Origin of the sequence: Staphylococcus sp. HMSC065D05 (genome assembly GCF_001813195.1) — a bacterium.
Taxonomy (GTDB): domain Bacteria; phylum Bacillota; class Bacilli; order Staphylococcales; family Staphylococcaceae; genus Staphylococcus; species Staphylococcus epidermidis.
Genome location: NZ_KV811729.1, coordinates 1 through 23,718, shown reverse-complemented (window position 1 = coordinate 23,718; position 23,718 = coordinate 1). Strand labels below are relative to the sequence as shown.

Here is a 23,718-nt window from a genome sequence, read left to right as displayed (position 1 = left end):
ATTTTAATTATAAGTACTTGACTAATCGTAGGAAAGAGTCCGGGTCATAAAACTATGTCCCGGGCTCTTTTATAATATAAAGGCAGTTGATGATTGAATCAAAAATGCATTAATATCAATCTTTTCGACACACGTTATAGGAGGACAAGCATTCATGTCCTCCTACACTATTATTTAAAGAATTAAGATTCGTATTGACTTGAACCTTTTGACGGCTTAAGAATTGGATCTAAAATAGCTACAACAATAGTGAAGATGACAGCAATAATAATTGGATTAATTACATTTAGTGCCGGTCCACTATTTAAGCTATTCAATACGAAATTAACCATTTGAAGTAACAATACTGCCCAAATGAATGTCATGAGGTATCTCATATTATATAACCTCCACTTGTTTATTCGTTAACTCTATTTTAAGTGATAATATCTTATTTGTATAGTATAAATCTAAGACGTTGTTATCTCATACTTTTAATTAAAAGCAAAATAAGAAATTAGAGTATGTTGTAATTATAAAGATGTATTTAGTGAAGTTTGTTAAAATACTTAATGGAAATGTTTTGTATTAATTGGGAGGTTCTCTACTTGAGTTTAAAAACATGAATATGTTAAATTAATACCTGGTATTAAAAAATTTTTAAGAAGGTGTACAACCATGAATGTGGGTATTAAAGGTTTTGGTGCATATGCACCTAAAAATATTATAGACAATGCCTATTTTGAGCAGTTTTTAGAAACTTCAGATGAATGGATTTCTAAAATGACTGGTATTAAAGAAAGACATTGGGCAGACGAAAATCAAGACACATCTGATTTAGCATACAATGCAAGTATTAAAGCGATAGAGGATGCTGGCATTCAACCAGAAGATATAGACATGATTATCGTTGCTACAGCTACTGGGGATATGCCTTTCCCAAGCGTAGCTAACATCTTACAAGAAAGACTAGGAACAGGTAAGGTTGCTACTATGGATCAACTTGCTGCATGTTCTGGCTTTATGTATTCAATGATTACTGCTAAACAATATATACAATCTGGTGATTACAAACATATTTTAGTTGTGGGTGCTGATAAATTATCTAAGATTACCGATATGACTGACCGTTCTACTGCTGTATTATTTGGCGACGGTGCTGGAGCTGTTGTCATGGGAGAAGTTGCTGAAGGCCGTGGTATCATTAGCTATGAAATGGGTTCAGACGGTAGTGGCGGTAAATACTTGTACTTAGATAGAGAAACTGGCAAACTCAAAATGAATGGTAGAGAAGTATTTAAATTTGCTGTGAGAATTATGGGTGATGCATCTACGCGTGTAGTTGAGAAAGCTGGTTTATCTTCTGAAGACATAGACTTATTTGTTCCACATCAAGCTAATATTAGAATTATGGAATCTGCGAGAGAGAGATTAGGAATAGAAAGAGAAAAAATGAGTGTCTCAGTAAATAAATATGGTAATACTTCGGCTGCCTCAATACCATTAAGTATTAATCAAGAATTGCAAAATGGAAAAATCAAAGATGACGATACATTAGTCTTAGTTGGCTTCGGTGGAGGTCTAACTTGGGGCGCAATTGTTATTAAATGGGGAAAATAGGAGGATAACGTATGAATAAAAATAATAGAGTTGTTATAACGGGTATCGGAGCCTTATCTCCAATTGGTAACGATGCTAAAACAACATGGGACAATGCACTAAAAGGTGTTAACGGTATAGATAAAATCACAAGAATAGATACTGATGATTATAATGTACATCTTGCTGGTGAATTGAAAGATTTTAATATAGAAGACCACATTGATAGAAAAGAAGCTCGCCGTATGGATCGTTTTACACAATACGCGGTGGTTGCTGCAAGAGAAGCGGTTAAAGATGCACAATTAAATATTAATGAAAAAAATGCCGACCGTATTGGTGTATGGATTGGTTCTGGTATCGGTGGTATGGAAACTTTCGAAGTTGCACATACAACACTTGTAGAAAGAGGACCACGTCGAGTAAGTCCATTTTTCGTTCCAATGTTAATTCCTGATATGGCTACCGGTCAAGTTTCTATTGATTTAGGTGCTAAAGGGCCTAATGGTTCTACAGTAACAGCTTGTGCTACGGGGACTAATTCAATAGGTGAAGCATTTAAAATTATTCAACGTGGTGATGCAGATGCAATGGTGACTGGTGGAACAGAGGCACCTATTACACATATGGCAATCGCAGGGTTTAGTGCTAGTCGTGCATTATCTACAAACAATGACCCTGAAACGGCTTGTCGACCATTCCAAGAAGGCCGTGATGGCTTTGTTATGGGTGAAGGGGCAGGTATTGTTGTACTTGAATCATTAGATTCAGCTAAAGAGAGAGGCGCTGAAATTTACGCTGAAGTTGTAGGTTATGGTTCCTCTGGCGATGCACATCATATTACAGCACCTGCGCCTGAAGGTGAAGGTGGCTCAAGAGCTATGCAAGCTGCTTTAGATGATGCTGGAATCAAAGCTCAAGATGTACAGTATTTAAATGCACACGGCACAAGTACACCAGTTGGAGATTTATATGAAGTTCAAGCGATTAAAAATACATTCGGTGATGCTGCGAAGTCATTAAAAGTAAGTTCAACTAAATCAATGACTGGACATTTATTAGGTGCTACAGGTGGAATTGAAGCTATTTTTTCTGCTCTATCAATTCGTGATTCAAAGGTAGCCCCTACAATACATGCAATCACACCAGACGAAGAATGTGATTTGGACATTGTTCCGAATGTAGCCCAAGACTTAGACATTACCTATGCAATGAGTAATAGTTTAGGATTTGGTGGACATAATGCAGTGTTAGTATTTAAGAAATTTGAAGACTAAAATTAAATAAATGTAAACAGAAATCTTCAAGTGATGAGTTATTAATTTAGCTACTCACTTGAAGATTTTTTTATAATAATAAGGATACTCCGATACTCACAATTATATAAGTGAGGTTAACAATCAATGTTGGAACTACCCATGGGGAAATTATATAACTTTCTTTTTTAACTTTTTGCGGATTGAAAAAGTGGTCATTTTTCATCATACGTTTTTTCTTAGTTGAGGAAAGTTGATACTTTAAACGACGAAATCCAAAGCTTGTAACATCAAATATTCCTTCTTGAATGAGTAAAATAAGGAAAGCAACTATAAAAATAATGAATGATGTATAAAATAAGATATTGATTAAATTTATAAAGTGATTTGAATAAAATAACCATATAATTATTGATAAAACTGGCGTAAATAATGACGAAATCAAATAAGAATTTATAGACATTAATGAAACCTCCTATCTATGCTAGATGTATTTTAACTTAATATTAGAAAAGGGTGGATTTTTATATTGCAAAAGTAAGAGAATAAAACAAAAAGTCATTTATCTATATTTACTATAGTACTGTAATGCAAAATGATATTGCAATTGTATAAATATTATAGATATAATAAAGATTAATATTTCTGAAAATTATGAAGGGAATGTCAATTTTGAATATTCTTTAATTTAGGAGGGTGTATATGACTAAATATGTGTTGAAACGATTGTGTTATATGTTTGTGTCGTTATTTATTGTTATAACAATTACATTTTTCTTAATGAAATTAATGCCAGGATCTCCGTTTAATGACACAAAACTTAATGCGCAACAAAAAGAAATATTAAATGAAAAGTACGGTTTGAATGATCCAGTAGCATTACAATATGTTAATTATTTGAAAAATGTAGTAACAGGTGATTTTGGCAACTCATTTCAATATCATAATATGCCAGTTTGGGATTTAGTTAAACCACGATTGATACCTTCAATGGAGATGGGAATAACGGCTATGGTTATTGGTGTTGTTTTAGGTTTAGTATTAGGTGTTGCTGCTGCTACTAAACAAAATACATGGGTAGACTATACAACAACAATTATCTCTGTTATCGCAGTATCAGTGCCGTCATTTGTCTTAGCAGTTTTATTGCAGTATGTATTTGCAGTTAAGTTAGAATGGTTTCCAGTTGCAGGATGGGAAGGTTTTTCTACAGCTATTTTACCTTCTCTAGCACTATCAGCTACAGTTTTAGCAACTGTTGCAAGATATATTAGAGCTGAAATGATTGAAGTACTCAGTTCAGATTACATACTTTTAGCTCGAGCTAAAGGAAATTCTACTTTAAAAGTGCTCTTTGGACATGCATTACGAAATGCATTAATTCCTATTATTACAATCATTGTACCTATGTTAGCAGGTATATTAACAGGAACATTAACAATTGAAAATATCTTTGGTGTTCCAGGCTTAGGTGATCAATTTGTTCGTTCTATAACTACAAATGATTTTTCAGTCATCATGGCTACTACGATATTATTCAGTACTTTATTTATTGTTTCGATCTTTATTGTAGACATTTTATATGGTGTTATCGATCCAAGAATTCGTGTGCAAGGGGGCAAGAAATAATGAGTAATAAAGAAGATGTTACAAACATTAATGGCGATATTTCTAATGGCACGATGTCACATACAAGTAATGATATTTCGAATACAGATTTTATAATTAGAGATTTAGACTTGAATCAAGAGCCGGAAATGCCGCGTGAAAGTAAGAATTTTTGGCAAGATGCTTGGTCACAATTGAAACGTAATAAATTAGCAGTAATCGGAATGATAGGTTTGTTGCTTATAGTTATTATGGCATTTATAGGACCATTAATGAATAAACACGATTTTGCTGAGCAGAATGTTGATCATCGTAATCTCCCAGCAAAAATACCATTATTAGATCATGTTTCATTTTTACCTTTTGACGGTAAAGGTACGGACGGTAAAAATGCTTACAAAGAAGCAGGTGCGAAAGAAAACTATTGGTTTGGTACTGATCAACTTGGACGTGATTTATGGACACGTACTTGGAAAGGTGCGCAAATTTCACTTTATATTGGTGTAGTTGCTGCATTATTAGATATTTGTATTGGCGTTGTATATGGAGCCATTTCTGGGTTCTTTGGAGGCAGGGTAGATGATGTGATGCAAAGGATTTTAGAAATTATTGCTTCTATACCCAATTTAATTGTCGTTATTTTATTCGTACTTATTTTTGAACCTTCAATTTGGACTATTATATTAGCTATGTCAATTACTGGCTGGCTGGGGATGAGTAGAGTGGTACGTGGAGAATTTTTAAAATTGAAAAATCAAGAATTTGTTTTGGCATCTCAAACATTGGGTGCTTCTAAATTCAAGTTAATCTTTAAACATATACTACCTAACACTTTAGGAGCTATTGTCGTTACATCAATGTTTACCGTTCCAAGTGCAATATTTTTCGAAGCATTTTTAAGCTTTATTGGAATAGGGGTGCCTGCACCTAAGACGTCATTAGGATCTCTTGTCAATGATGGACGTGCAATGTTGTTGATACATCCTCATGAATTATTTATTCCAGCAATCATTTTAAGTTTATTGATTTTATTCTTCTATCTATTTAGTGATGGACTACGTGATGCATTCGACCCAAAAATGCGAAAATAAAGGAGGTAAAAATAATGACAGAAACGGTATTAGAAGTAAATGATTTGCACGTTTCCTTTGATATTGCTGCAGGAGAAGTGCAAGCTATCAGAGGCGTGGATTTTCATTTGAATAAAGGGGAAACGTTAGCCATTGTTGGAGAATCTGGATCTGGAAAATCTGTAACAACTAAGGCAATTACAAAACTTTTTCAAAAAGATACAGGAAGAATAAAAAAGGGAGAAATCTTATTTTTAGGTGAGGACTTAGCTCAGAAAAGTGAAAAAGAACTGATACAGCTAAGAGGTCGAGATATTTCAATGATATTTCAGGATCCTATGACTTCTTTAAATCCAACAATGCAAATCGGAAAGCAAGTCATGGAACCTCTGATTAAACATAAGAAATTAAGTAAAGCAAAGGCCAAGCAAAGAGCATTGGAAATTTTGAATTTAGTTGGGTTACCTCGTGCTGAAAAACGATTTAAAGCCTATCCACATCAATTTTCAGGAGGACAACGTCAGAGAATAGTTATTGCAATAGCATTGGCATGTGAGCCTAAAATATTAATTGCTGATGAGCCTACAACTGCTTTAGATGTGACAATGCAGGCTCAAATTTTAGATCTTATGAAAGAACTACAAAATAAGATTGAAACTTCAATTATCTTTATTACGCATGATTTAGGCGTTGTAGCAAATATTGCGGACAAAGTAGCCGTAATGTATGGGGGACAGATGGTTGAAACAGGGGATGTGAATGAAATATTTTATGATCCTAAACATCCCTATACATGGGGATTACTTTCTTCAATGCCTGATTTAACAACCAGTAATGACACTGATTTAATTGCAATTCCAGGTACACCACCAGATTTACTTCATCCACCTATTGGTGATGCTTTTGCACGTAGAAGTCGATATGCCTTAGATATTGATTTCAAGGAAGAACCGCCTTGGTATAAAGTGTCACCCACTCATTTTGTAAAATCTTGGTTGTTAGATGCAAGAGCTCCGAAAGTTACGCCACCATCAATGGTTCAAAAACGATTAAGAACAATGCCAAATAATTATAAACAACCACAAAGAGTAGAGAGGGTGGCTTTTAATGAGTAATGAAAATGTATTATTACAAGTTAAAAACTTAAAACAATATTTTAATCAAGGTAAACATAATGAAGTTAAAGCGATTGATAATATAAGTTTTGATGTTTATAAAGGGGAAACGTTAGGGCTTGTAGGAGAGTCTGGATGTGGTAAATCAACGACTGGAAAAGCCATTATCAAATTAAATGATATTACTGATGGTGCAATTGAGTATGATGGTAAAGATATTCATCAAATTAGAAAACGTAAAGAGCGATTGAAGTTTAATAAAAAAATTCAAATGATATTTCAAGATCCATATGCATCTCTAAATCCTCGGTTAAAGGTTATGGATATCGTAGCTGAAGGAATAGATATTCACAAACTTGCTAGTAGTCAGCGGGATCGAAAGAAACGTGTATACGACCTTTTAGAAACAGTTGGTTTAGGTAAAGAACACGCGAATCGTTATCCCCATGAGTTTTCAGGCGGACAAAGACAACGTATTGGTATCGCACGTGCATTAGCTGTAGAGCCAGAATTTATTATTGCAGATGAACCGATATCAGCATTAGATGTATCGATTCAAGCTCAAGTCGTTAATCTTTTATTAAAGCTACAACGTGAACGTGATATTACTTTAATGTTTATTGCTCATGATTTATCAATGGTGAAATATATTTCCGATAGAATTGCAGTAATGCACTTCGGTAAAATTGTAGAAATTGGACCGGCTGATGATATTTATAAATATCCATTACATGATTATACTAAGTCATTATTAAGTGCCATTCCACAGCCTGATCCTGATGTTGAGAGAAATCGTCAACGTGTTTTATATCATGAAGATGCAAAGCTTAATGAACAAAAACAATTAAATGAAATTAGACCACAACATTATGTATTTTCTACTCAAAACGAAGCAATTAAATTGAAACAAAAGTATGGTTTGTCTGTTAAATAAGTTAAGAAAGGGGGAATTAAAAGATGAAAAGTTTGAAAGGCTTAATTATTTTATTAAGTGTATGCATAGTTTTATCTGCTTGTAGTAATAAGCAGAGTTTATATTCAGATCAGGGGCAAGTTTTTAGGAAGGTCATTTCACAAGATATGACGACACTTGATACTGCATTAATCACAGATGCTGTTTCTGGTGATATAGCAGCTCAAGCATTTGAAGGATTATATACTTTAAATAAAGAGGATAAAGCTGAGCCAGCCATTGCAACATCTTTTCCAAAGAAGAGTAATGGTGGCAAAACACTTACGATTAATTTAAGAAAAAATGCAAAATGGTCCAATGGAGATTCGGTAACTGCATATGACTTCGTATATGCGTGGAGAAAGGTAGTTAATCCTAAGACGGCTTCTGAGTTTGCATACATAATGAGCGATATAAAAAATGCAGATGAAGTTAATGCAGGTAAAAAATCAGTCAAAGATTTGGGTATCAAGGCTATAGGTAAATATCAATTACAAGTTGATTTAGAAAGACCTGTACCTTATATTAATGAACTATTAGCACTTAATACATTTAATCCTCAAAATGAGAAAGTTGCTAAAAGGTTTGGAGAACAATATGGTACAACTGCTGAAAAAGCAGTGTACAATGGACCATTTGAGGTAACAAATTGGAAAGTGGAAGATAAAATTCAATTAGTTAAAAATGAACAATATTGGGATAAGAAGAATGTAAAATTAGATAAAGTGAACTATAAAGTATTAAAAGATCAACAAGCAGGTGCATCGTTATATGATACTGGCTCGGTCGATGATACTATTATAACTTCTGAACAAGTTGATAAATATAGAGGAGAATCTGCTTTGAATTATCGTTTAACAGCAGCAACATTCTTTATTAAAATGAATCAAAAAACAGTTCCTGAATTTAAAAATAAGCATTTAAGATTGGCTATAGCTCAAGCAATAAATAAAAAAGGATATGTCAGTTCTGTTTTAAATGATGGTTCGCTACCATCAAATAATTTTACTGGTATAGGAACTGCCGATACACCGGAGGGTAAAGATTTTGCAAGAACCATCAAATCACCATTAAAATTCAACCCTGATTTAGCGAAAAAGAATTGGAGAGAAGCACAAAAAGAATTAGGAAAAAATAAATTTACTTTTACGATGAACACACAGGATACACCTGCTTCAAAAATTGCTGCCGAATATATAAAATCTCAAGTTGAGAAGAATTTACCAGGTGTGACACTCAAAATTAAACAAATGCCATTTAAACAAAAAACTACTTTAGAATTAGCAAATAACTATGAAGCAAGTTATTCAGGTTGGAGTCCTGATTATCCTGATCCAACAGCATTTCTTCAAACAATGACCAAAGATAATGCACAGAATAATACAGATTGGAGTAATAAAGAATACGATCGATTACTCAAAGAAGCCAACAGCAAGCTTTTACGAAAGCCAGGTGAACGTAATACCTCATTACAAAAAGCGGAATATATCTTATTACATGAAGCGCCAGTCGCCCCTGTTTATCAAAAAGGAGAGGCACACTTAACGAATCCGCAAGTAAAAGGATTACAATATCACAAAGTAGGGCCTGAAACGACGCTTAAACATGTCTATATTGATAAATCAATCAATAGGGAGACAGGTAAATAGGAATATAAAAATGCCTCGAAAATTATTTCCGAGGCATTTTTATATTATATAGTATTATCTTTTTCGACCTAAGCCCATTGCTTTTTCCATTTTTTTCAATGTTTTAAATGAAGCTTTTTGAGCTTTTTCTTTACCTTTATCTAGAATATCATCTAGGTCATCAGAATTATAAAAGCTTGCATATTTTTCTTGGAAATTAATAAGAAAATCTTTAACGATTTCCGATAAATCACCTTTAAATTTACCGTAACCTTCACCTTCATATTTAGATTCAATATTTTTAATAGAGTCATTAGTTAGACCAGAATAAATTGAAAGTAAATTTGAAATGCCTGGTTTATTCTCACGATCAAATTTTATTATACCGTCAGAGTCTGTTACAGCGCTTTTAATTTTTTTGGCAGCGACATGAGGTTCATCCAATAAAGAAATGAAATTCTTCTGATTATCATCACTTTTACTCATTTTTTTAGTAGGATCTTGTAAACTCATCACACGCCCACCAACTTTAGGCATTCTTACCTCTGGTTTTACTAATACATCATTGTATCTACTATTGAAACGATCTACTAAATTTCGTGTCAGTTCCATATGTTGCTTTTGATCATCACCAACAGGAACAATGTTAGTGTTGTAAATCACGATATCGGCCGCCATCAATGGTGGGTAAGTGAGTAGACCAGCAGGTACGCCATCTGCTCGTTTCTGAGCTTTGTCTTTAAACTGCGTCATACGTTCCAATTCACCAATAGAAGCTATTGTTGTAAGCATCCAACCAGCTTGCACGTGTGCAGGGACTTCAGATTGAATAAATAAAGTCGATTTATCTGGATCAATACCTGATGCCAAATAAATTGCTGCGAGTTGACGTATTTGCTTGCGTAATTTTAAGCGGTCTTGTGGTACCGTTATAGCATGTTGGTCTACGATACAGAAAAAACATTCATAGTCATCTTGAACATCTACAAATTGTTTTAATGCACCGATGTAGTTACCAATTGTTGGAATACCACTTGGCTGAATTCCTGAGAATAAAGTTTCCATATTAGATGCCTACTTTCTAATTAATATTGTTTATGTATCATTATAACAGTATTTCGTTAATTTGTAAGTTGTGTTAAAATATCTATATCTGGGTATATCATTAAAGAAAGGTATACATTTTTATTTATTTTTAAGATTTCTCAGAAAAATTAGGTTTTTCTCATTTAATTTTAATCTTAGTCATTTATAATAATAAGTGTAAGATTAAGAAAGCTAAAAACTTAATTTCTTTAATTAACAAATAATTTTAAAATAATGAATTAAATTCATTCTATAGGAGAGTGAGATGTATGGTAACATTATTTACTTCACCAAGTTGCACATCTTGCCGTAAAGCGAAAGCATGGTTACAAGAACATGATATTCCGTATACGGAGCGTAACATTTTTTCTGAACATTTAACAATTGATGAAATTAAACAAATTCTAAAAATGACTGAAGACGGAACTGACGAAATTATTTCAACACGTTCTAAGACATATCAAAAATTGAATGTGGATATAGATTCATTACCATTACAAGATTTATACTCAATCATTCAAGATAATCCTGGCTTGTTACGTCGTCCAATTATTTTAGATGACAAACGTTTACAAGTTGGATATAACGAAGATGAAATTCGTCGTTTCTTACCACGAAAAGTACGTACATTCCAATTACAAGAAGCGCAACGTCTAGTTGATTAACAATAATATTAACAACTTCTTTGAAAGATATTTGAGAGTGGAATAGAACTATTGTTGATTTTGTTCTTTAGCTTTGGTAACAAAGAATCGTGTTGAACAAAGCTCAACATATGCGTACTAACAATATAGTCATCGATTGCCATTCGTTAAAGTATGCCTAGGACTTTTTGGTCCTAGGCTCTTTTATATATTATCTTATTAAAAGTAAGTTTTTTGTTATTAAAACAGGGAATATGTTAAAATAGATGTCCAAATGAATAATAGTTAAATTTAATCAAACAAATAAATTGTAATTTAACCTCCGTTCTAATACAATATGGTTACTATTCATCGACTGTAAGGAGTGAGATGATATGAGAATAGAACGTGTTGATGATACAACAGTAAAATTGTTTATAACATATAGTGACATTGAAGCACGTGGTTTTAGTCGTGAAGACCTATGGAGTAACCGTAAACGTGGTGAAGAATTCTTCTGGTCAATGATGGATGAAATTAATGAAGAAGAGGATTTTGTAGTTGAAGGTCCACTTTGGATTCAAGTACACGCTTTTGAAAAGGGTGTGGAAGTGACAATTTCTAAATCAAAAAATGAAGATGCTATGAATATGTCAGACGATGATACAAATCATCAATTTGATGATCAGGTAAATGAATTATTGGCTCAAACACTTGAAGGTGAAGAAAGTTTAGAAGATTTATTTGAACAACGTAAACAACAAAAGAAAAACCATCAAGATAAACAACAAAAACGTGCGCATAAGCCATCAAATGTGAGAAATATTATAGTGAAATTTGACGATTTAGAGCAAGTTATCGACTATGCTTATCATAATAATCAAAACACTGATGAATTTGAAGATTTATTATATATGATTGATAATAAATATTATTACTCAATTCATTTTGATGATTCGGTTTCACAAGAGATGATTAACGATAGTTATAGTCAGTTATTGGAGTTTGCTTATCCAACTGATAAAACAAATATATATTTAAACGACTACGCTAAGATTATTATGAGTCACAATGTTACTTCTCAAGTACGTAAATACTTTACTGATACAAATGAATAATAATGATTTAAAAGGTGCCATTGGGCACCTTTTTTTATTTTAAAAAGTAAAACTATGATGTACTCCGTTATTAATAATGGGGTGAAGAAATGTTAATGGCAATCAATCAGCAAGGTCAGAAAATTTTAGCGCAACATGCAAATAAATTTGATAAATATCAATGTCCTCACTGTAAGTCTAAGGTGATACTCAAGCAAGGGATGACTTTAATAGCCCACTTTGCGCATAAAACACGTTTTAATCACCACTGTTCAAAATCAGAATCAGTTGAACATTATGAAGCAAAGTTATATTTAGCAAGAATTTATGAAGCTTTGAATTTCAACGTGGAAATTGAACCTTATTGCAAAGAAGTTTTGCAATATCCAGATATTGTGATCAATCAAAAAAATGCAATTGAAGTTCAATTTTCTAAAATAAGTATCAGTAAAATTATTCGTCGAACAACTGGTTTAAAGCGAATAGGTTTGAATGTGATTTGGATTATTAAAGATGTTCCTTTGAAAGATAAATACGTTAAATTATCACCATTTCAAAGTGCTTTTATTCATCCAATTAATAGAACATTAGTAACATGGGATTCAAAAAAGTTTGTATTAATATTATATAGTCATCTTCAACATGTAGGCGGTAAAAATTTTGTTGCACAAAGAAAAGTTTTAAAATTTGAGGATATAATAAATATGACTTTTCAATCAAATAATGTTCCCAATTTTAGGTTGTCTGCTTCTAATATACAACGTTATATAAACTATTGTAGAAAGCGCCACAGTGTTTTAGAACCTACACTCAGTGCCATGTATCAATTAAATATGTGTGATTCTGATGTAATTTCTAAATTAGGATATGTTGTACCACATCAAATATATATAATAACGCATCCAATAGAATGGCAATTAAAATATCTGTTGCTAAGAAGAACATTAAATGATAATGAATTATGTAAACAACTTCTTAGTAAAGTTAAGTTTAGGGTGTTTGCAACGTTTCAATACGACAAACGTCAAATATTAAACACTATTTTACGTGAATTTGATTATTTATATGAACACGAAGGCTTAAACGTGCAAAAGTAGTGCTAAAATGAGAAAATTAAGCTATTAGATTATTAAGGAGGTTTACATTATGAGTCAACAATTAACAAGAGAAGAACAGGAACGTAAATATCCTGAATATACATGGGATTTAACAACTATATTTAAAAGCGATGAAGCATTTGAAGAAGCTTTTAAAAGTATTGAAGCTAAAATAGGTGAAGAAGAAAAATTTAAAGGTCATCTTGGTGAAAGTGCCGAAACACTATATGAAGCGCTAAGTCTTGAAGACGAGCTAGGTACAAAATTAGAAAAGGTATATGTATACGCACATTTAAAACAAGATCAAGATACTGCAAATGATAAGTATACCGGTTTAGAAGCACGTGCACATCAACTTGTTATTAAATATAGCTCTGCATGGAGTTTTTTAGTACCTGAAATTTTACAACTAGATGAAGCTACTATTCAATCTTTTATCGATTCTAATGATGATTTAAAACGATATGAATTTGATTTGAAATTGATTAATGAGAAACGTCCGCATATATTAGATGCGAATACAGAAAAGTTATTAACAGAAGCACAAGACGCACTTTCTACGCCTTCTAATGTATATGGAATGTTTAGCAATGCAGATTTAGAATTTGAAGATGCTATAGATAAAGATGGTCAAGCTTATCCTTTAACACAAGGTACATTTATCAAGTATTTAGAGTCTGATGATCGTGAGTTAAGAGCTTCTGCATTTAGAAATGTTTATAAAGCATACGGTGCGCATAATAACACACTAGGTGCTACTTTAGCTGGTGAGGTTAAGAAAAATGTATTTAATGCTAGAACTCATCATTATCGTTCAGCACGTGAAAGAGCTTTAAGTAATAATCATATTCCAGAAGCTGTTTACGATAACTTAATCAAAACGGTCCATAAATACTTACCATTATTACACAGATACACGAAGCTTAGACAAGAGTTATTAGGTTTAGACGATTTAAAAATGTATGATCTTTATACACCACTTGTTAAAGATGTTAAATTTGAAATGCCATATGAAGAGGCAAAATCTTGGATGTTAAAAGCACTTGAGCCAATGGGAGAAGAATACTTAAACGTGGTTAAAGAAGGTTTAGATAATCGTTGGGTCGATGTATATGAAAATAAAGGTAAACGTTCAGGCGGATATTCATCTGGTGGGCATTTAACTAATCCTTTCATATTACTTAACTGGTCTGACACTGTTTCTGATTTATATACTTTAGTACATGAATTTGGCCACTCTGCACATAGTTACTTTAGTAGACAAAATCAACCATCAAATTTAAGCGATTATACAATCTTTGTCGCTGAGGTTGCATCAACTTGTAATGAGGCTTTACTTAGTGACTACATGGACAAACATTTAGATGATGAACGACGTCTATTGTTACTTAATCAAGAATTAGAACGATTTAGAGCAACGCTATTCCGTCAAACCATGTTTGCTGAATTTGAACATAAAATACATCAAATAGAAGAAGCTGGGGAGCCATTAACGCCAAATCGTATGAATGAAGAATATGCTAAACTTAATAAATTGTATTTCGGCGAAGCGGTAGAAACTGACGAAGATATCAGTAAGGAATGGTCACGTATTCCTCATTTCTATATGAATTATTATGTATATCAATACGCTACTGGTTATAGTGCGGCGCAAAGTTTAAGTCATCAAATTTTAACTGAGGGTCAACCTGCTGTTGAACGTTATATCAATGAATTCTTAAAAAAGGGTAGCTCAAACTATCCAATCGAAATATTAAAAAATGCAGGTGTTGACATGACAACACCTCAACCAATAGAGGAAGCTTGTGAAGTATTTGAGCAGAAATTAGATGCTTTTGAAAAGTTAATGAAAGCTTAGCAGAATTGAATTCGCTTACAATATGAACAGATTGTGACAATTTGATTTTATGAATAAACAAGGGTTGAAAAGGATATTTTACCGTGTTATATTATGAACATGAAATTAATCACATAACAAACATACCCCTTTGTTTGAAGTGAAAAATTTCTCCCATCCCCTTTGTTTAGCGTCGTGTAATCAGACACGGCGTTTTTTTATTTGAAAATTTTTAAATTGAATATAAAAATTGTTGCTATACATCATATATACATTATTGTGTATATTTTTAATGAAAAAATACATCAGTAAATATTAAAAAACGCCTATGACAACTATTCGTGTCATAGGCGATTTTTTAATTTATAGATAACTGAGTTAAAAACAAATGTGAAATATTCTTTTTATACTCGAGAGTCCACGCTATCGTAATTAAGATTTATTTTTCAAAATGAAATTTGTATAGCTCTCATCATATCTATCATTAACACTGAGGCATTTTAGACTTCCAAAATTCTCCCTCTGGATATTGCAACTTTTCAACTTTTTGTTGAAGTGTGAGTTTCTTTAATTCTTTATTTAATAATTTTTCAGGCCATTCATAAATCGTTAAAAGTTCTTCCATTGTTACTAGTTGTTTCTTTTGAATGTAGTATTCTAATTTTGGAGGAAGATTTTTCTCTATAGGTTGTCCCATTAACTCATTAATAATGTAAGTATAGATATGATAAGGATATAATCCTTCGACTTTTAAACCTTCTTCATGAACATTTTCGCTGAAAAAAACAAGTGAGGGAGCTTGTTCTATTTCCATTTCTCTTGCAATGTGAAGATCAACTTTCAAGCTGTCAGTCAACTTGTCCTTTTGCAAGTCTTCTTTAAAAACTTGATAGTCAATACCGGCATTATTAATACAATCAGAAATCATATCTTCGGTAATAATATCACGTTTTGGAATGATTTCATTTTGCATTAAATGTATAAATCTTTCTGCTCTGATGCGACCTTGAAGTTCAGCGGCTTTATAGGCAAGTGCAATATTGTCAAAATCCGAAGTACTTTGAGCTTGACACTTAGTTAATACCTTTAAAGAAGGGTTTAAAATATGTCTTACCTTTATATATTTATTATATTCAATTCTTAATTTTGATAAGATTGCAGATAATTTAAAACAATCTTTACTAAAAGGATCAAAAAAAGAATAGATTTCTATTTTGCTAACAGGTGATAGATTAGTATCTTCACGACTCTTATTCTCCATGATTCTTAATTCTTCAGCCATGTATTTTCACCTACAATTAAATTTAGGAATTTACCATGTGATGTGCAGTAAGTCTTAATCGCTCAAACAAGTAATCGCCTACACCCGCAGGAAGTTCTGCGTGTTGAATAGCAGTATGCATGTTCTCAAGCCATGCATCACGTTCATACTCACTAATTGTAAATTCCATATGTCTTCGTTTTAACATGGGATGACCATGTTCTTGTGTATATAAGTCAGGACCTCCAAGAAACTGTGTCAAAAATTGTTTCTGCTTTCGACTGGTTTCTTTGAAATCGCCTGGGAATAAATGATTGAGACGAGAATCTTTCTCGACAAGTTGATAGAAATGATCAATCATTTGATACAAGGCTTTTTGACCAATCAACTCATATGGTGTTTTAGACATAATATCACCGTGTTCCATTAATATATATCTAATATAACATGAATTTTTACATTTAAAAGTAATTTGCCTTATCGACAACTGTTACTCTTTATTGCTTACATTTTGTTTTTCTTGAAAAAAACGTTGCACCTTATTCAAAGGTTTTTGATGTTGAAGATTAAAATGTTGAAGTAAACTTTTAAATTTTGAATATCCCTCATCATAAGAATGAACTTCAAACTCTAATTCATAATCAGTTTTGCCGAGATATTCACTCTTATCTAATACTAGTAATTCATTTTGATAATCAGTTTCTAAACGATAGGTAGTTAAGTTTCCTAACACTTTAAGCTCATTTTCTAAAATATTAAAGTCGTGTTCTAAAATATATTTAATATCTTTGGGTAATTGAGAGAGTTGAAGTGACATATCAAGTTTAGGTTCTATATTTACTGAGTGATTATATTCTGTTAATCCAACTTCAGCAGGGACTTTTAAAGTCATTTCATACATATAATCTTTGACTCTTATACGCAAAGCAGCCTGATGTTGCTTTAATTTAAAATTCTCTGTGTCGATATAGAAATTAGTTTGCTTAAAAGGTGATTGATTTTTGAAATAGAGTTCATAGATTTTTGAGTAAGTATCTTGATCTAGTATTTGTTTAAATTCAATCTCATTATTCATAGACATAAAAGTCACCTCTATCATGTTTTAGCTATTGTAAATTTAGCATGTCTTATTATGACGAATTTTGATTTATAATTAAAGTCAAACACTATAAGTAAAAGTTGAAACTTAAATTGGCTAGGTGAGTTAGAAGATAAAAAGATTGTGGTAATCACTAAATCATCATAAAAGAATGAGTAATGATAACAGTAAAAACATGAGAGACTAGAAGATTTTTTCTGTGAGTTGTAGCGTGTTTTGATAGGTTGTAATATGTTAAACTAGTATGGAATAAGGAGGAAACAAGCATGCGTATTTACATAAATGAAATTAAATTAAAAGATGATGGCGTTTATTGCTTCTCAGAGGAATCTACAGAAGGATTAGAAGAGGTAGGTCAAATGCTTGTTGATAGTGATAATTATGGTTTTGCTTATCTTTTAGATGATGGACAATCATATTCATATTTGATTTTTGTTCAGGAAACATGGTCGATGTTGCATGAGAATAGAGATAAAAAAATCATTATTAATAATCATTTAGAACTTAAGCATTTCCAAGAAGAATTAGATTATGTTTTGAATAACATAGAAGGAAACAATAACTATGGTAAGGAGTTTGTTTCAGCTGTTGAAAAAACTTTCGAACTAGAGTGAAGCGGAGTGAAACAAAATGAACCAGTGGGATCAATTTTTAACGCCATATAAGCAAGCTGTCGATGAGTTAAAAGTAAAACTTAAAGGATTAAGAAAACAATACGAAGTGGGAGAACATAATTCTCCAATTGAATTCGTGACTGGAAGGGTAAAACCTATTTCAAGCGTTATAGACAAAGCGAACAAAAGGGGTATCCCTTTTGATTGTTTACATGAAGAAATGTACGATATTGCTGGTCTTAGAATTATGTGTCAATTCGTGGATGACATTGACATAGTTGTTGATATATTAAGACAACGTCAAGATTTCAAGGTTATAGAAGAAAGAGATTACATTCGAAATACAAAAGAAAGTGGCTATCGTTCTTATCATGTGATAATCAAATATCCTATTGAAACACTCAGTGGACAAAAGCACATATTGGCTGAAATTCAAATCAGAACCTTAGCAATGAACTTCTGGGCTACAATCGAACATACATTAAGGTATAAATATGATGGGGCATATCCAGATGAGATTCAACATCGTTTAGAGAGAGCAGCAGAAGCGGCATATTTATTAGATGAAGAAATGTCCGAAATTAAAGATGAAATTCAAGAAGCGCAAAAGTATTACACGCAAAAGCGTGCTAAGAAACATGAAAATGACTAATGAGGTGTAAATCATGCGTTATACAATCCTTACTAAAGGTGATTCAAAATCAAATGCATTAAAGCATAAAATGATCAATCATATGAAAGATTTTCAAATGGTAGAAGATAGCGAAAATCCTGAAATTGTCATTTCAGTTGGGGGAGATGGAACGTTATTACAAGCTTTCCATCAATATAGTCATATGTTATCCAAAGTTGCTTTTGTCGGGATACACACCGGTCATTTAGGATTTTATGCAGATTGGTTACCTCATGAAGTTGAAAAGCTTATTATTGAAATTAATAATTCGGAGTTTCAAGTTATTGAATATCCACTCTTAGAATTAATAGTCAGGTATAACGATAATGGTTATGAAACGAGATACCTTGCTTTAAATGAAGCAACAATGAAAACTGAAAATGGCTCAACATTGGTTGTAGACGTCAATATAAGAGGTAAACATTTCGAACGATTTAGAGGAGATGGGTTGTGTATATCTACACCTTCGGGTTCGACAGCTTATAATAAAGCTTTAGGTGGTGCGCTCATACATCCATCACTTGAAGCGATGCAAATTGCTGAAATTGCATCTATTAATAATAGAGTGTTTAGAACGGTAGGCTCGCCATTAGTACTTCCTAAACATCATACGTGTTTAATTACGCCGGTAAATCACGATACGATTAGAACCACAATCGATCATGTTAGCATTAAGCACAAAAACGTCAATGCAATACAGTATAGAGTTGCTAATGAGAAAGTGCGTTTTGCTAGATTCCGTCCATTTCCGTTTTGGAAAAGGGTACATGACTCATTTATTTCTAGTGATGATGAACGATGATTTTAACATATCAAATTGTACAGTCAGAACCAGTGAAAACTTTTTTGAAAAATCAAGATTATTCTAAACGCACGTTGAGCGCCATTAAATTAAATGGCGCTTTACTATTAAACGGTTCACCTGTAACTGTCAGACATGTTATGGACAAAGGTGATAGATTAGAAGTTCATTTTCCAAGTGAAACACCAAGTGAGAATTTGATTCCCTACGATAAGGAATTAGAAGTCATTTATGAGGATGCGTATTTGATAATTGTAAACAAGCCACAAATGCAAAATTGTGCACCTTCTAGAGAACACCCCCATGGCAGTTTAGTAGAACAAGTGCTTGCTTATTATACAAAAAAAGGCGAAAAAATAAATCCTCATATCGTGACTCGACTTGATCGAAACACTTCAGGTTTAGTTGTATTTGCTAAATTTGGACATGTACACCATTTGTTTTCAAAGGTAAAATTTAAAAAAGAATATGTCGCCTTAGCCTATGGCCAAACACAATCTTCAGGTGTTATTGAAGCGCCTATTGCAAGGCTGAGTGATAGTATCATTAAGCGAGAAGTTAATGAAAAGGGGAAGTATGCAAAAACAGTCTATCAAAAGCTTATGCAAAATGAGACTGCTAGTTTATGTAAGATTAAATTGCTTACTGGAAGAACGCATCAAATTCGAGTTCACTTTGGGTATATTGGTCATCCATTAATTGGTGATGATTTGTACGGTGGAAATCATCCTTGCGTTCATGGACAAGCGTTACATTGCTGTTCAGTAGAATTTATCCACCCCATATACAGGTCTCATTATCTGATAAATGTTGATTACAAACAATTAATTAAATTATTCAACATGGTATAATAAATATGTTTTGGAGGTGTTAACATGTCTAACGAAACTGAAATGAAAGACAACGTTCGTGAAGACGTATATGATAAAGAATTATTTGATCGATTATTAGATCAAAATGATATAGATGAATTCAGAAAAGAATTTTTAGAATTACATAACTATGAGCAAAGTGAATACTTTGAAGATACGGATGATGGAAATAGACAAAAAATATTTGAGTTTTTATCACCCAAAGAAGTAGCAAATTTCTTTGATCAATTAGACTTTGATGACGATGATTATGAGAGTCTTTTTGATAATATGGACGCTACCTATGCTAGTCATGTCTTAGAGGAAATGTCTTATGATAATGCGGTAGATATTTTAAATGAGTTATCTAAACCTAAAGTGGCGAGTTTGCTAACATTAATGAACAAAGATAATGCTAATGAAATCAAAGCTTTATTACATTATGAAGAAGATACTGCCGGCGGTATAATGACTACGGAGTTTATCTCTTTAAAATCAACTACACCTGTTAAAGAAGCGTTAATTCACGTAAAAGAACAAGCGCCTGATGCTGAAACAATATATGTTATATTCGCAGTAAATGAAGATGAACAACTTGTTGGTGTTCTATCACTTAGAGATCTTATTGTAGCTGAGAATGATGCATACATTGAAGATGTTATGAGTGAACGTGTCATCAGTGCTAATGTCGGTGATGACCAAGAAGATATCGCTCAATTAATGAGAGACTACGATTTTATAGCTGTTCCAGTTGTAGATTATCAAAATCATTTACTAGGTATTATTACTATTGATGATATCCTGGATGTTATGGATGAAGAAGCAAGTGAAGACTACTCACGATTAGCTGGGGTATCTGACATTGATTCTACAAGTGACTCAGTGTTTAAAACGGCGAGTAAAAGGTTACCATGGCTCATTGTGTTAACATTTTTGGGTATGATTACTGCTACTATATTAGGTAGTTTTGAAGATACATTATCTCAAGTGGCATTACTTGCAGCATTTATTCCAATTATAAGTGGTATGTCAGGAAATTCTGGTACACAATCATTAGCCGTTTCTGTCCGTAATATATCTACTGGGGAAATAAATGAACAGAGTAAATTTAAGATTGCATTGCGAGAAGCGGGAAGTGGTTTATTATCTGGTATTGTTTGTGCAGTTATCCTTTTCTTAATTATTGTCGTCATATTCAGACAACCGTTATTAGCTTTAATAGTAGGCGGAAGTTTGACATGCGCAATGACAGTAGGTACATTGGTTGGTTCAATGATTCCTTTAGTAATGAACAAATGTAAAATTGATCCTGCTGTTGCAAGTGGTCCTTTTATTACAACAATTAATGACATTGTGAGTATGCTTATTTATTTTGGATTAGCTACATCATTCATGTCATACCTAACATAAGGAGGTCATATGGAATTCTTATCTTTAGTTATAGTCGTCGTAGCTGCATTTATGACTCCGATCATTGTGCATCGTTTTAATATAAACTTTCTTCCTGTTGTTGTAGCTGAAATATTGATGGGGATTGTGATAGGACACTCTTTTCTCAATTTAGTGGAAAGAGATGCATTTCTTAATATTTTATCTACGCTTGGGTTTATCTTTTTAATGTTTTTAAGTGGTCTAGAAATTGACTTTAATGCATTTAAAAAGGATTCACGTCCAAGACAAGGAGAAGATAAACATGAAAAGGATGTACCTGGTCATCTTAAACTGGCACTGACAGTATTTGCATTTATTATGATGATTTCCGTTGTTTTAGCTTTTGCATTTAAATGGTTAGGATTAGTTAATGATGTCCTTTTAATGGTGATTATCATTTCTACAATTTCGTTAGGAGTTGTAGTACCAACCCTTAAAGAAATGAACATTATGCGTACAACGATAGGACAATTTATTTTACTAGTAGCTGTATTAGCAGATTTATTTACCATGATTTTACTAACTGTTTATGGTGCCATTTATGGTGAAGGTGGTAGTACGATATGGCTTACAGGTATTTTAGTTGTATTTACAGTTGTCTTTTATGTAATCGGTGTGTTATTTAAACGTATGTCCTTCTTACAAAAGTTAATGGATGGTACAACGCAAATAGGTATTAGAGCGGTATTTGCACTTATTATTTTATTAGTAGCACTTGCTGAAGGTGTTGGTGCTGAATACATATTAGGTGCATTCCTTGCCGGTGTTGTTGTTTCTTTACTAAAACCTAATGAAGAGATGGTAGAAAAATTAGATTCCTTTGGTTATGGTTTCTTTATTCCAATTTTCTTTATCATGGTAGGCGTCGATTTAGATATCCCGAGCTTAATTAAAGAACCGTCATTGTTACTCATTATACCTGTACTCATTTTTTCATTTATCATTTCAAAACTGATACCAGTATTTTATATTAGACGCTGGTTTGACACTAAAACTACCATTGCATCTGCTTTCTTGCTTACATCAACTTTATCACTTGTTATAGCTGCGGCTAAAATTGCTGAAAAATTAAAAGCGATTTCTCCGGAAACTTCCGGCATTTTAATTCTTAGTGCTGTAATCACATGTGTCTTCGTACCCGTGATATTCAAGAAGATGTTCCCAATTCCTAATGAAGTGGGACGCCGCATAGAAGTAAGTATGATTGGTAAGAATCAATTAACTATTCCAATAGCACAAAATTTAACTTCTCAATTATATGACGTTTCTTTATACTATCGAAAAGATTTGAGCGATAGTAGAAAGCTCTCTGACGATATTACTATGATAGAAATAGCAGATTACGAAGAAGATTTATTAGAACGCTTGGGACTTTTCGAGCGAGATATTGTTGTATGTTCTACGAATGATGACAATATAAATAAGAGCGTTGCGTTAATGGCTAAAAACCACGGTGTTAAACGTGTTATATGTCGACTTGAAAGTACAAACGAAGATCCAACATTGAAACATCAAGGTATAGAGGTGTTTAGTAATTATTTAAGTAATAAAATCTTATTAAAAAGTTTAATAGAAACACCTAATATGCTGAATTTATTAAGTAATGTAGAAACATCTCTATATGAAATTCAAATGTTAAATTATCAATATGAAAATATTCAATTACGTAACTTCCCATTTGGTGGCGATATTATTTTTGTTCGTATTATAAGAGATAATGATTCAATCGTACCTCATGGTGATACACAGTTACGCTATAAAGATCGTTTGATTGTGACGGGAACTAAAGAATATGTAGATGAATTAAAGCAAGAATTGGAATTTTATTATTAAACATGGCATTGTTTGTGTTTTATAAGGTTTCGGTTATGTACGTTATTGTTATTATTTATCTAAGATAAAAAGTTAAATGTATTTTAATAAGCATCATAACTTAGAAATAAATTGTTTAAAAGTTTTGTTTCTATGTTGACGTCGCTTTTTCGATAACAAAAAGTATTAAGCACTTGGTACTGACCCCCTTAAACGGGAACTTAATAA

23 protein-coding genes are annotated in these 23,718 nt (G+C 32.5%); 17 read left to right on the top strand and 6 right to left on the bottom strand.

From position 1 onward, the window contains the following. Positions 1 to 182: 182 nt before the first annotated feature. Positions 183 to 377 carry a YjzD family protein gene (locus HMPREF2897_RS01670; RefSeq protein ID WP_002457178.1) on the bottom strand — a complete coding sequence of 65 codons (195 nt, stop codon included), beginning with the start codon at positions 375 to 377 and terminating at the stop codon, positions 183 to 185. Between the two features lie 280 nt (positions 378 to 657). Between HMPREF2897_RS01670 and HMPREF2897_RS01665 the strand changes: the two genes are divergently transcribed. Both HMPREF2897_RS01665 and fabF read left to right on the top strand, forming a co-directional pair. Next, positions 658 to 1,599, top strand: a complete 942-nt coding sequence (locus tag HMPREF2897_RS01665; RefSeq protein WP_002446064.1) for a beta-ketoacyl-ACP synthase III — start codon at positions 658 to 660, stop codon at positions 1,597 to 1,599. 11 nt (positions 1,600 to 1,610) lie between these two features. Continuing rightward, complete coding sequence (gene fabF, locus HMPREF2897_RS01660) at positions 1,611 to 2,855, top strand: beta-ketoacyl-ACP synthase II (RefSeq protein ID WP_001829324.1); 1,245 nt, start codon at positions 1,611 to 1,613, stop codon at positions 2,853 to 2,855. Positions 2,856 to 2,925: 70 nt separating this feature from the next. Here the strand turns inward: fabF and HMPREF2897_RS01655 are convergent, their stop codons facing one another. Next, complete coding sequence (locus tag HMPREF2897_RS01655) at positions 2,926 to 3,297, bottom strand: DUF3899 domain-containing protein (protein WP_070592504.1); 372 nt, start codon at positions 3,295 to 3,297, stop codon at positions 2,926 to 2,928. 239 nt (positions 3,298 to 3,536) lie between these two features. Between HMPREF2897_RS01655 and opp3b the strand changes: the two genes are divergently transcribed. From opp3b to HMPREF2897_RS01630, 5 genes are read left to right on the top strand one after another with little or no spacing between them, the layout of a single operon-like run. After that, complete coding sequence (gene opp3b, locus HMPREF2897_RS01650) at positions 3,537 to 4,463, top strand: oligopeptide ABC transporter permease (RefSeq protein ID WP_001829338.1); 927 nt, start codon at positions 3,537 to 3,539, stop codon at positions 4,461 to 4,463. Then, the gene (opp3C, locus tag HMPREF2897_RS01645) at positions 4,463 to 5,533 is read left to right on the top strand and encodes an oligopeptide ABC transporter permease (protein WP_002446066.1); all 1,071 of its coding nucleotides are present in this window, start codon (positions 4,463 to 4,465) and stop codon (positions 5,531 to 5,533) included. Before opp3b ends, opp3C begins: the two co-directional genes overlap by 1 nt. A gap of 14 nt (positions 5,534 to 5,547) precedes the next feature. After that, positions 5,548 to 6,627 carry an ABC transporter ATP-binding protein gene (locus tag HMPREF2897_RS01640; RefSeq protein ID WP_070592502.1) on the top strand — a complete coding sequence of 360 codons (1,080 nt, stop codon included), beginning with the start codon at positions 5,548 to 5,550 and terminating at the stop codon, positions 6,625 to 6,627. After that, a complete protein-coding gene (locus HMPREF2897_RS01635) occupies positions 6,620 to 7,561 on the top strand; it encodes an ABC transporter ATP-binding protein (RefSeq protein WP_002475125.1) in 942 nt (313 codons plus the stop codon). Before HMPREF2897_RS01640 ends, HMPREF2897_RS01635 begins: the two co-directional genes overlap by 8 nt. A 23-nt stretch (positions 7,562 to 7,584) precedes the next feature. Then, the gene (locus HMPREF2897_RS01630) at positions 7,585 to 9,228 is read left to right on the top strand and encodes a peptide ABC transporter substrate-binding protein (protein WP_070592501.1); all 1,644 of its coding nucleotides are present in this window, start codon (positions 7,585 to 7,587) and stop codon (positions 9,226 to 9,228) included. A 54-nt stretch (positions 9,229 to 9,282) separates the two neighbouring features. Here HMPREF2897_RS01630 and trpS read toward each other — a convergent pair whose 3' ends face one another. Then, positions 9,283 to 10,272 (bottom strand): tryptophan--tRNA ligase, encoded by a 990-nt coding sequence (gene trpS / locus HMPREF2897_RS01625; protein WP_002446070.1) that lies wholly within the window; start codon positions 10,270 to 10,272, stop codon positions 9,283 to 9,285. A gap of 290 nt (positions 10,273 to 10,562) precedes the next feature. Between trpS and spxA the strand changes: the two genes are divergently transcribed. The 4 genes from spxA (at position 10,563) to pepF (ending at position 14,968) form a co-directional block, all read left to right on the top strand. Next, positions 10,563 to 10,958, top strand: coding sequence for a transcriptional regulator SpxA (gene spxA / locus HMPREF2897_RS01620; RefSeq protein ID WP_001829294.1), 396 nt, complete (start codon positions 10,563 to 10,565; stop codon positions 10,956 to 10,958). Positions 10,959 to 11,311: 353 nt separating this feature from the next. Continuing rightward, positions 11,312 to 12,034 carry an adaptor protein MecA gene (gene mecA / locus HMPREF2897_RS01615; protein ID WP_002491607.1) on the top strand — a complete coding sequence of 241 codons (723 nt, stop codon included), beginning with the start codon at positions 11,312 to 11,314 and terminating at the stop codon, positions 12,032 to 12,034. Between the two features lie 95 nt (positions 12,035 to 12,129). Next, on the top strand, positions 12,130 to 13,110 hold the full coding sequence (locus HMPREF2897_RS01610) for a competence protein CoiA (protein ID WP_176744851.1): 981 nt from the start codon (positions 12,130 to 12,132) through the stop codon (positions 13,108 to 13,110). A gap of 49 nt (positions 13,111 to 13,159) precedes the next feature. Further along, the gene (pepF, locus tag HMPREF2897_RS01605) at positions 13,160 to 14,968 is read left to right on the top strand and encodes an oligoendopeptidase F (RefSeq protein ID WP_002446073.1); all 1,809 of its coding nucleotides are present in this window, start codon (positions 13,160 to 13,162) and stop codon (positions 14,966 to 14,968) included. Positions 14,969 to 15,431: 463 nt separating this feature from the next. Here pepF and yjbH read toward each other — a convergent pair whose 3' ends face one another. From yjbH to HMPREF2897_RS01590, 3 genes are all read right to left on the bottom strand, one after another. Then, positions 15,432 to 16,229: a protease adaptor protein YjbH gene (yjbH, locus tag HMPREF2897_RS01600; protein WP_001829256.1), complete on the bottom strand. Its 798-nt coding sequence runs from the start codon at positions 16,227 to 16,229 to the stop codon at positions 15,432 to 15,434. 22 nt (positions 16,230 to 16,251) lie between these two features. After that, positions 16,252 to 16,617, bottom strand: a complete 366-nt coding sequence (locus tag HMPREF2897_RS01595) for a truncated hemoglobin YjbI (protein WP_083310206.1) — start codon at positions 16,615 to 16,617, stop codon at positions 16,252 to 16,254. An 81-nt stretch (positions 16,618 to 16,698) separates the two neighbouring features. Beyond that, the gene (locus tag HMPREF2897_RS01590) at positions 16,699 to 17,289 is read right to left on the bottom strand and encodes a CYTH domain-containing protein (RefSeq protein ID WP_070592497.1); all 591 of its coding nucleotides are present in this window, start codon (positions 17,287 to 17,289) and stop codon (positions 16,699 to 16,701) included. 284 nt (positions 17,290 to 17,573) lie between these two features. Here HMPREF2897_RS01590 and HMPREF2897_RS01585 point away from each other — a divergent pair, with 284 nt between their 5' ends. Genes HMPREF2897_RS01585 through HMPREF2897_RS01560 form a run of 6 tightly spaced genes read left to right on the top strand, consistent with a single transcriptional unit; the run spans position 17,574 to position 23,511 of the window. Continuing rightward, positions 17,574 to 17,921 (top strand): UPF0738 family protein, encoded by a 348-nt coding sequence (locus HMPREF2897_RS01585; RefSeq protein WP_002457169.1) that lies wholly within the window; start codon positions 17,574 to 17,576, stop codon positions 17,919 to 17,921. Positions 17,922 to 17,937: 16 nt separating this feature from the next. Continuing rightward, positions 17,938 to 18,573, top strand: a complete 636-nt coding sequence (locus HMPREF2897_RS01580; RefSeq protein ID WP_002457168.1) for a GTP diphosphokinase — start codon at positions 17,938 to 17,940, stop codon at positions 18,571 to 18,573. Positions 18,574 to 18,586: 13 nt separating this feature from the next. Beyond that, positions 18,587 to 19,396 (top strand): NAD kinase, encoded by an 810-nt coding sequence (locus HMPREF2897_RS01575; protein ID WP_001829306.1) that lies wholly within the window; start codon positions 18,587 to 18,589, stop codon positions 19,394 to 19,396. Next, the gene (locus HMPREF2897_RS01570) at positions 19,393 to 20,247 is read left to right on the top strand and encodes an RluA family pseudouridine synthase (RefSeq protein ID WP_002475129.1); all 855 of its coding nucleotides are present in this window, start codon (positions 19,393 to 19,395) and stop codon (positions 20,245 to 20,247) included. Before HMPREF2897_RS01575 ends, HMPREF2897_RS01570 begins: the two co-directional genes overlap by 4 nt. A 24-nt stretch (positions 20,248 to 20,271) precedes the next feature. Continuing rightward, the gene (mgtE, locus tag HMPREF2897_RS01565; protein ID WP_002475133.1) at positions 20,272 to 21,657 is read left to right on the top strand and encodes a magnesium transporter; all 1,386 of its coding nucleotides are present in this window, start codon (positions 20,272 to 20,274) and stop codon (positions 21,655 to 21,657) included. Positions 21,658 to 21,666: 9 nt separating this feature from the next. Continuing rightward, on the top strand, positions 21,667 to 23,511 hold the full coding sequence (locus HMPREF2897_RS01560; protein WP_070592491.1) for a monovalent cation:proton antiporter family protein: 1,845 nt from the start codon (positions 21,667 to 21,669) through the stop codon (positions 23,509 to 23,511). Positions 23,512 to 23,718: the final 207 nt, after the last annotated feature.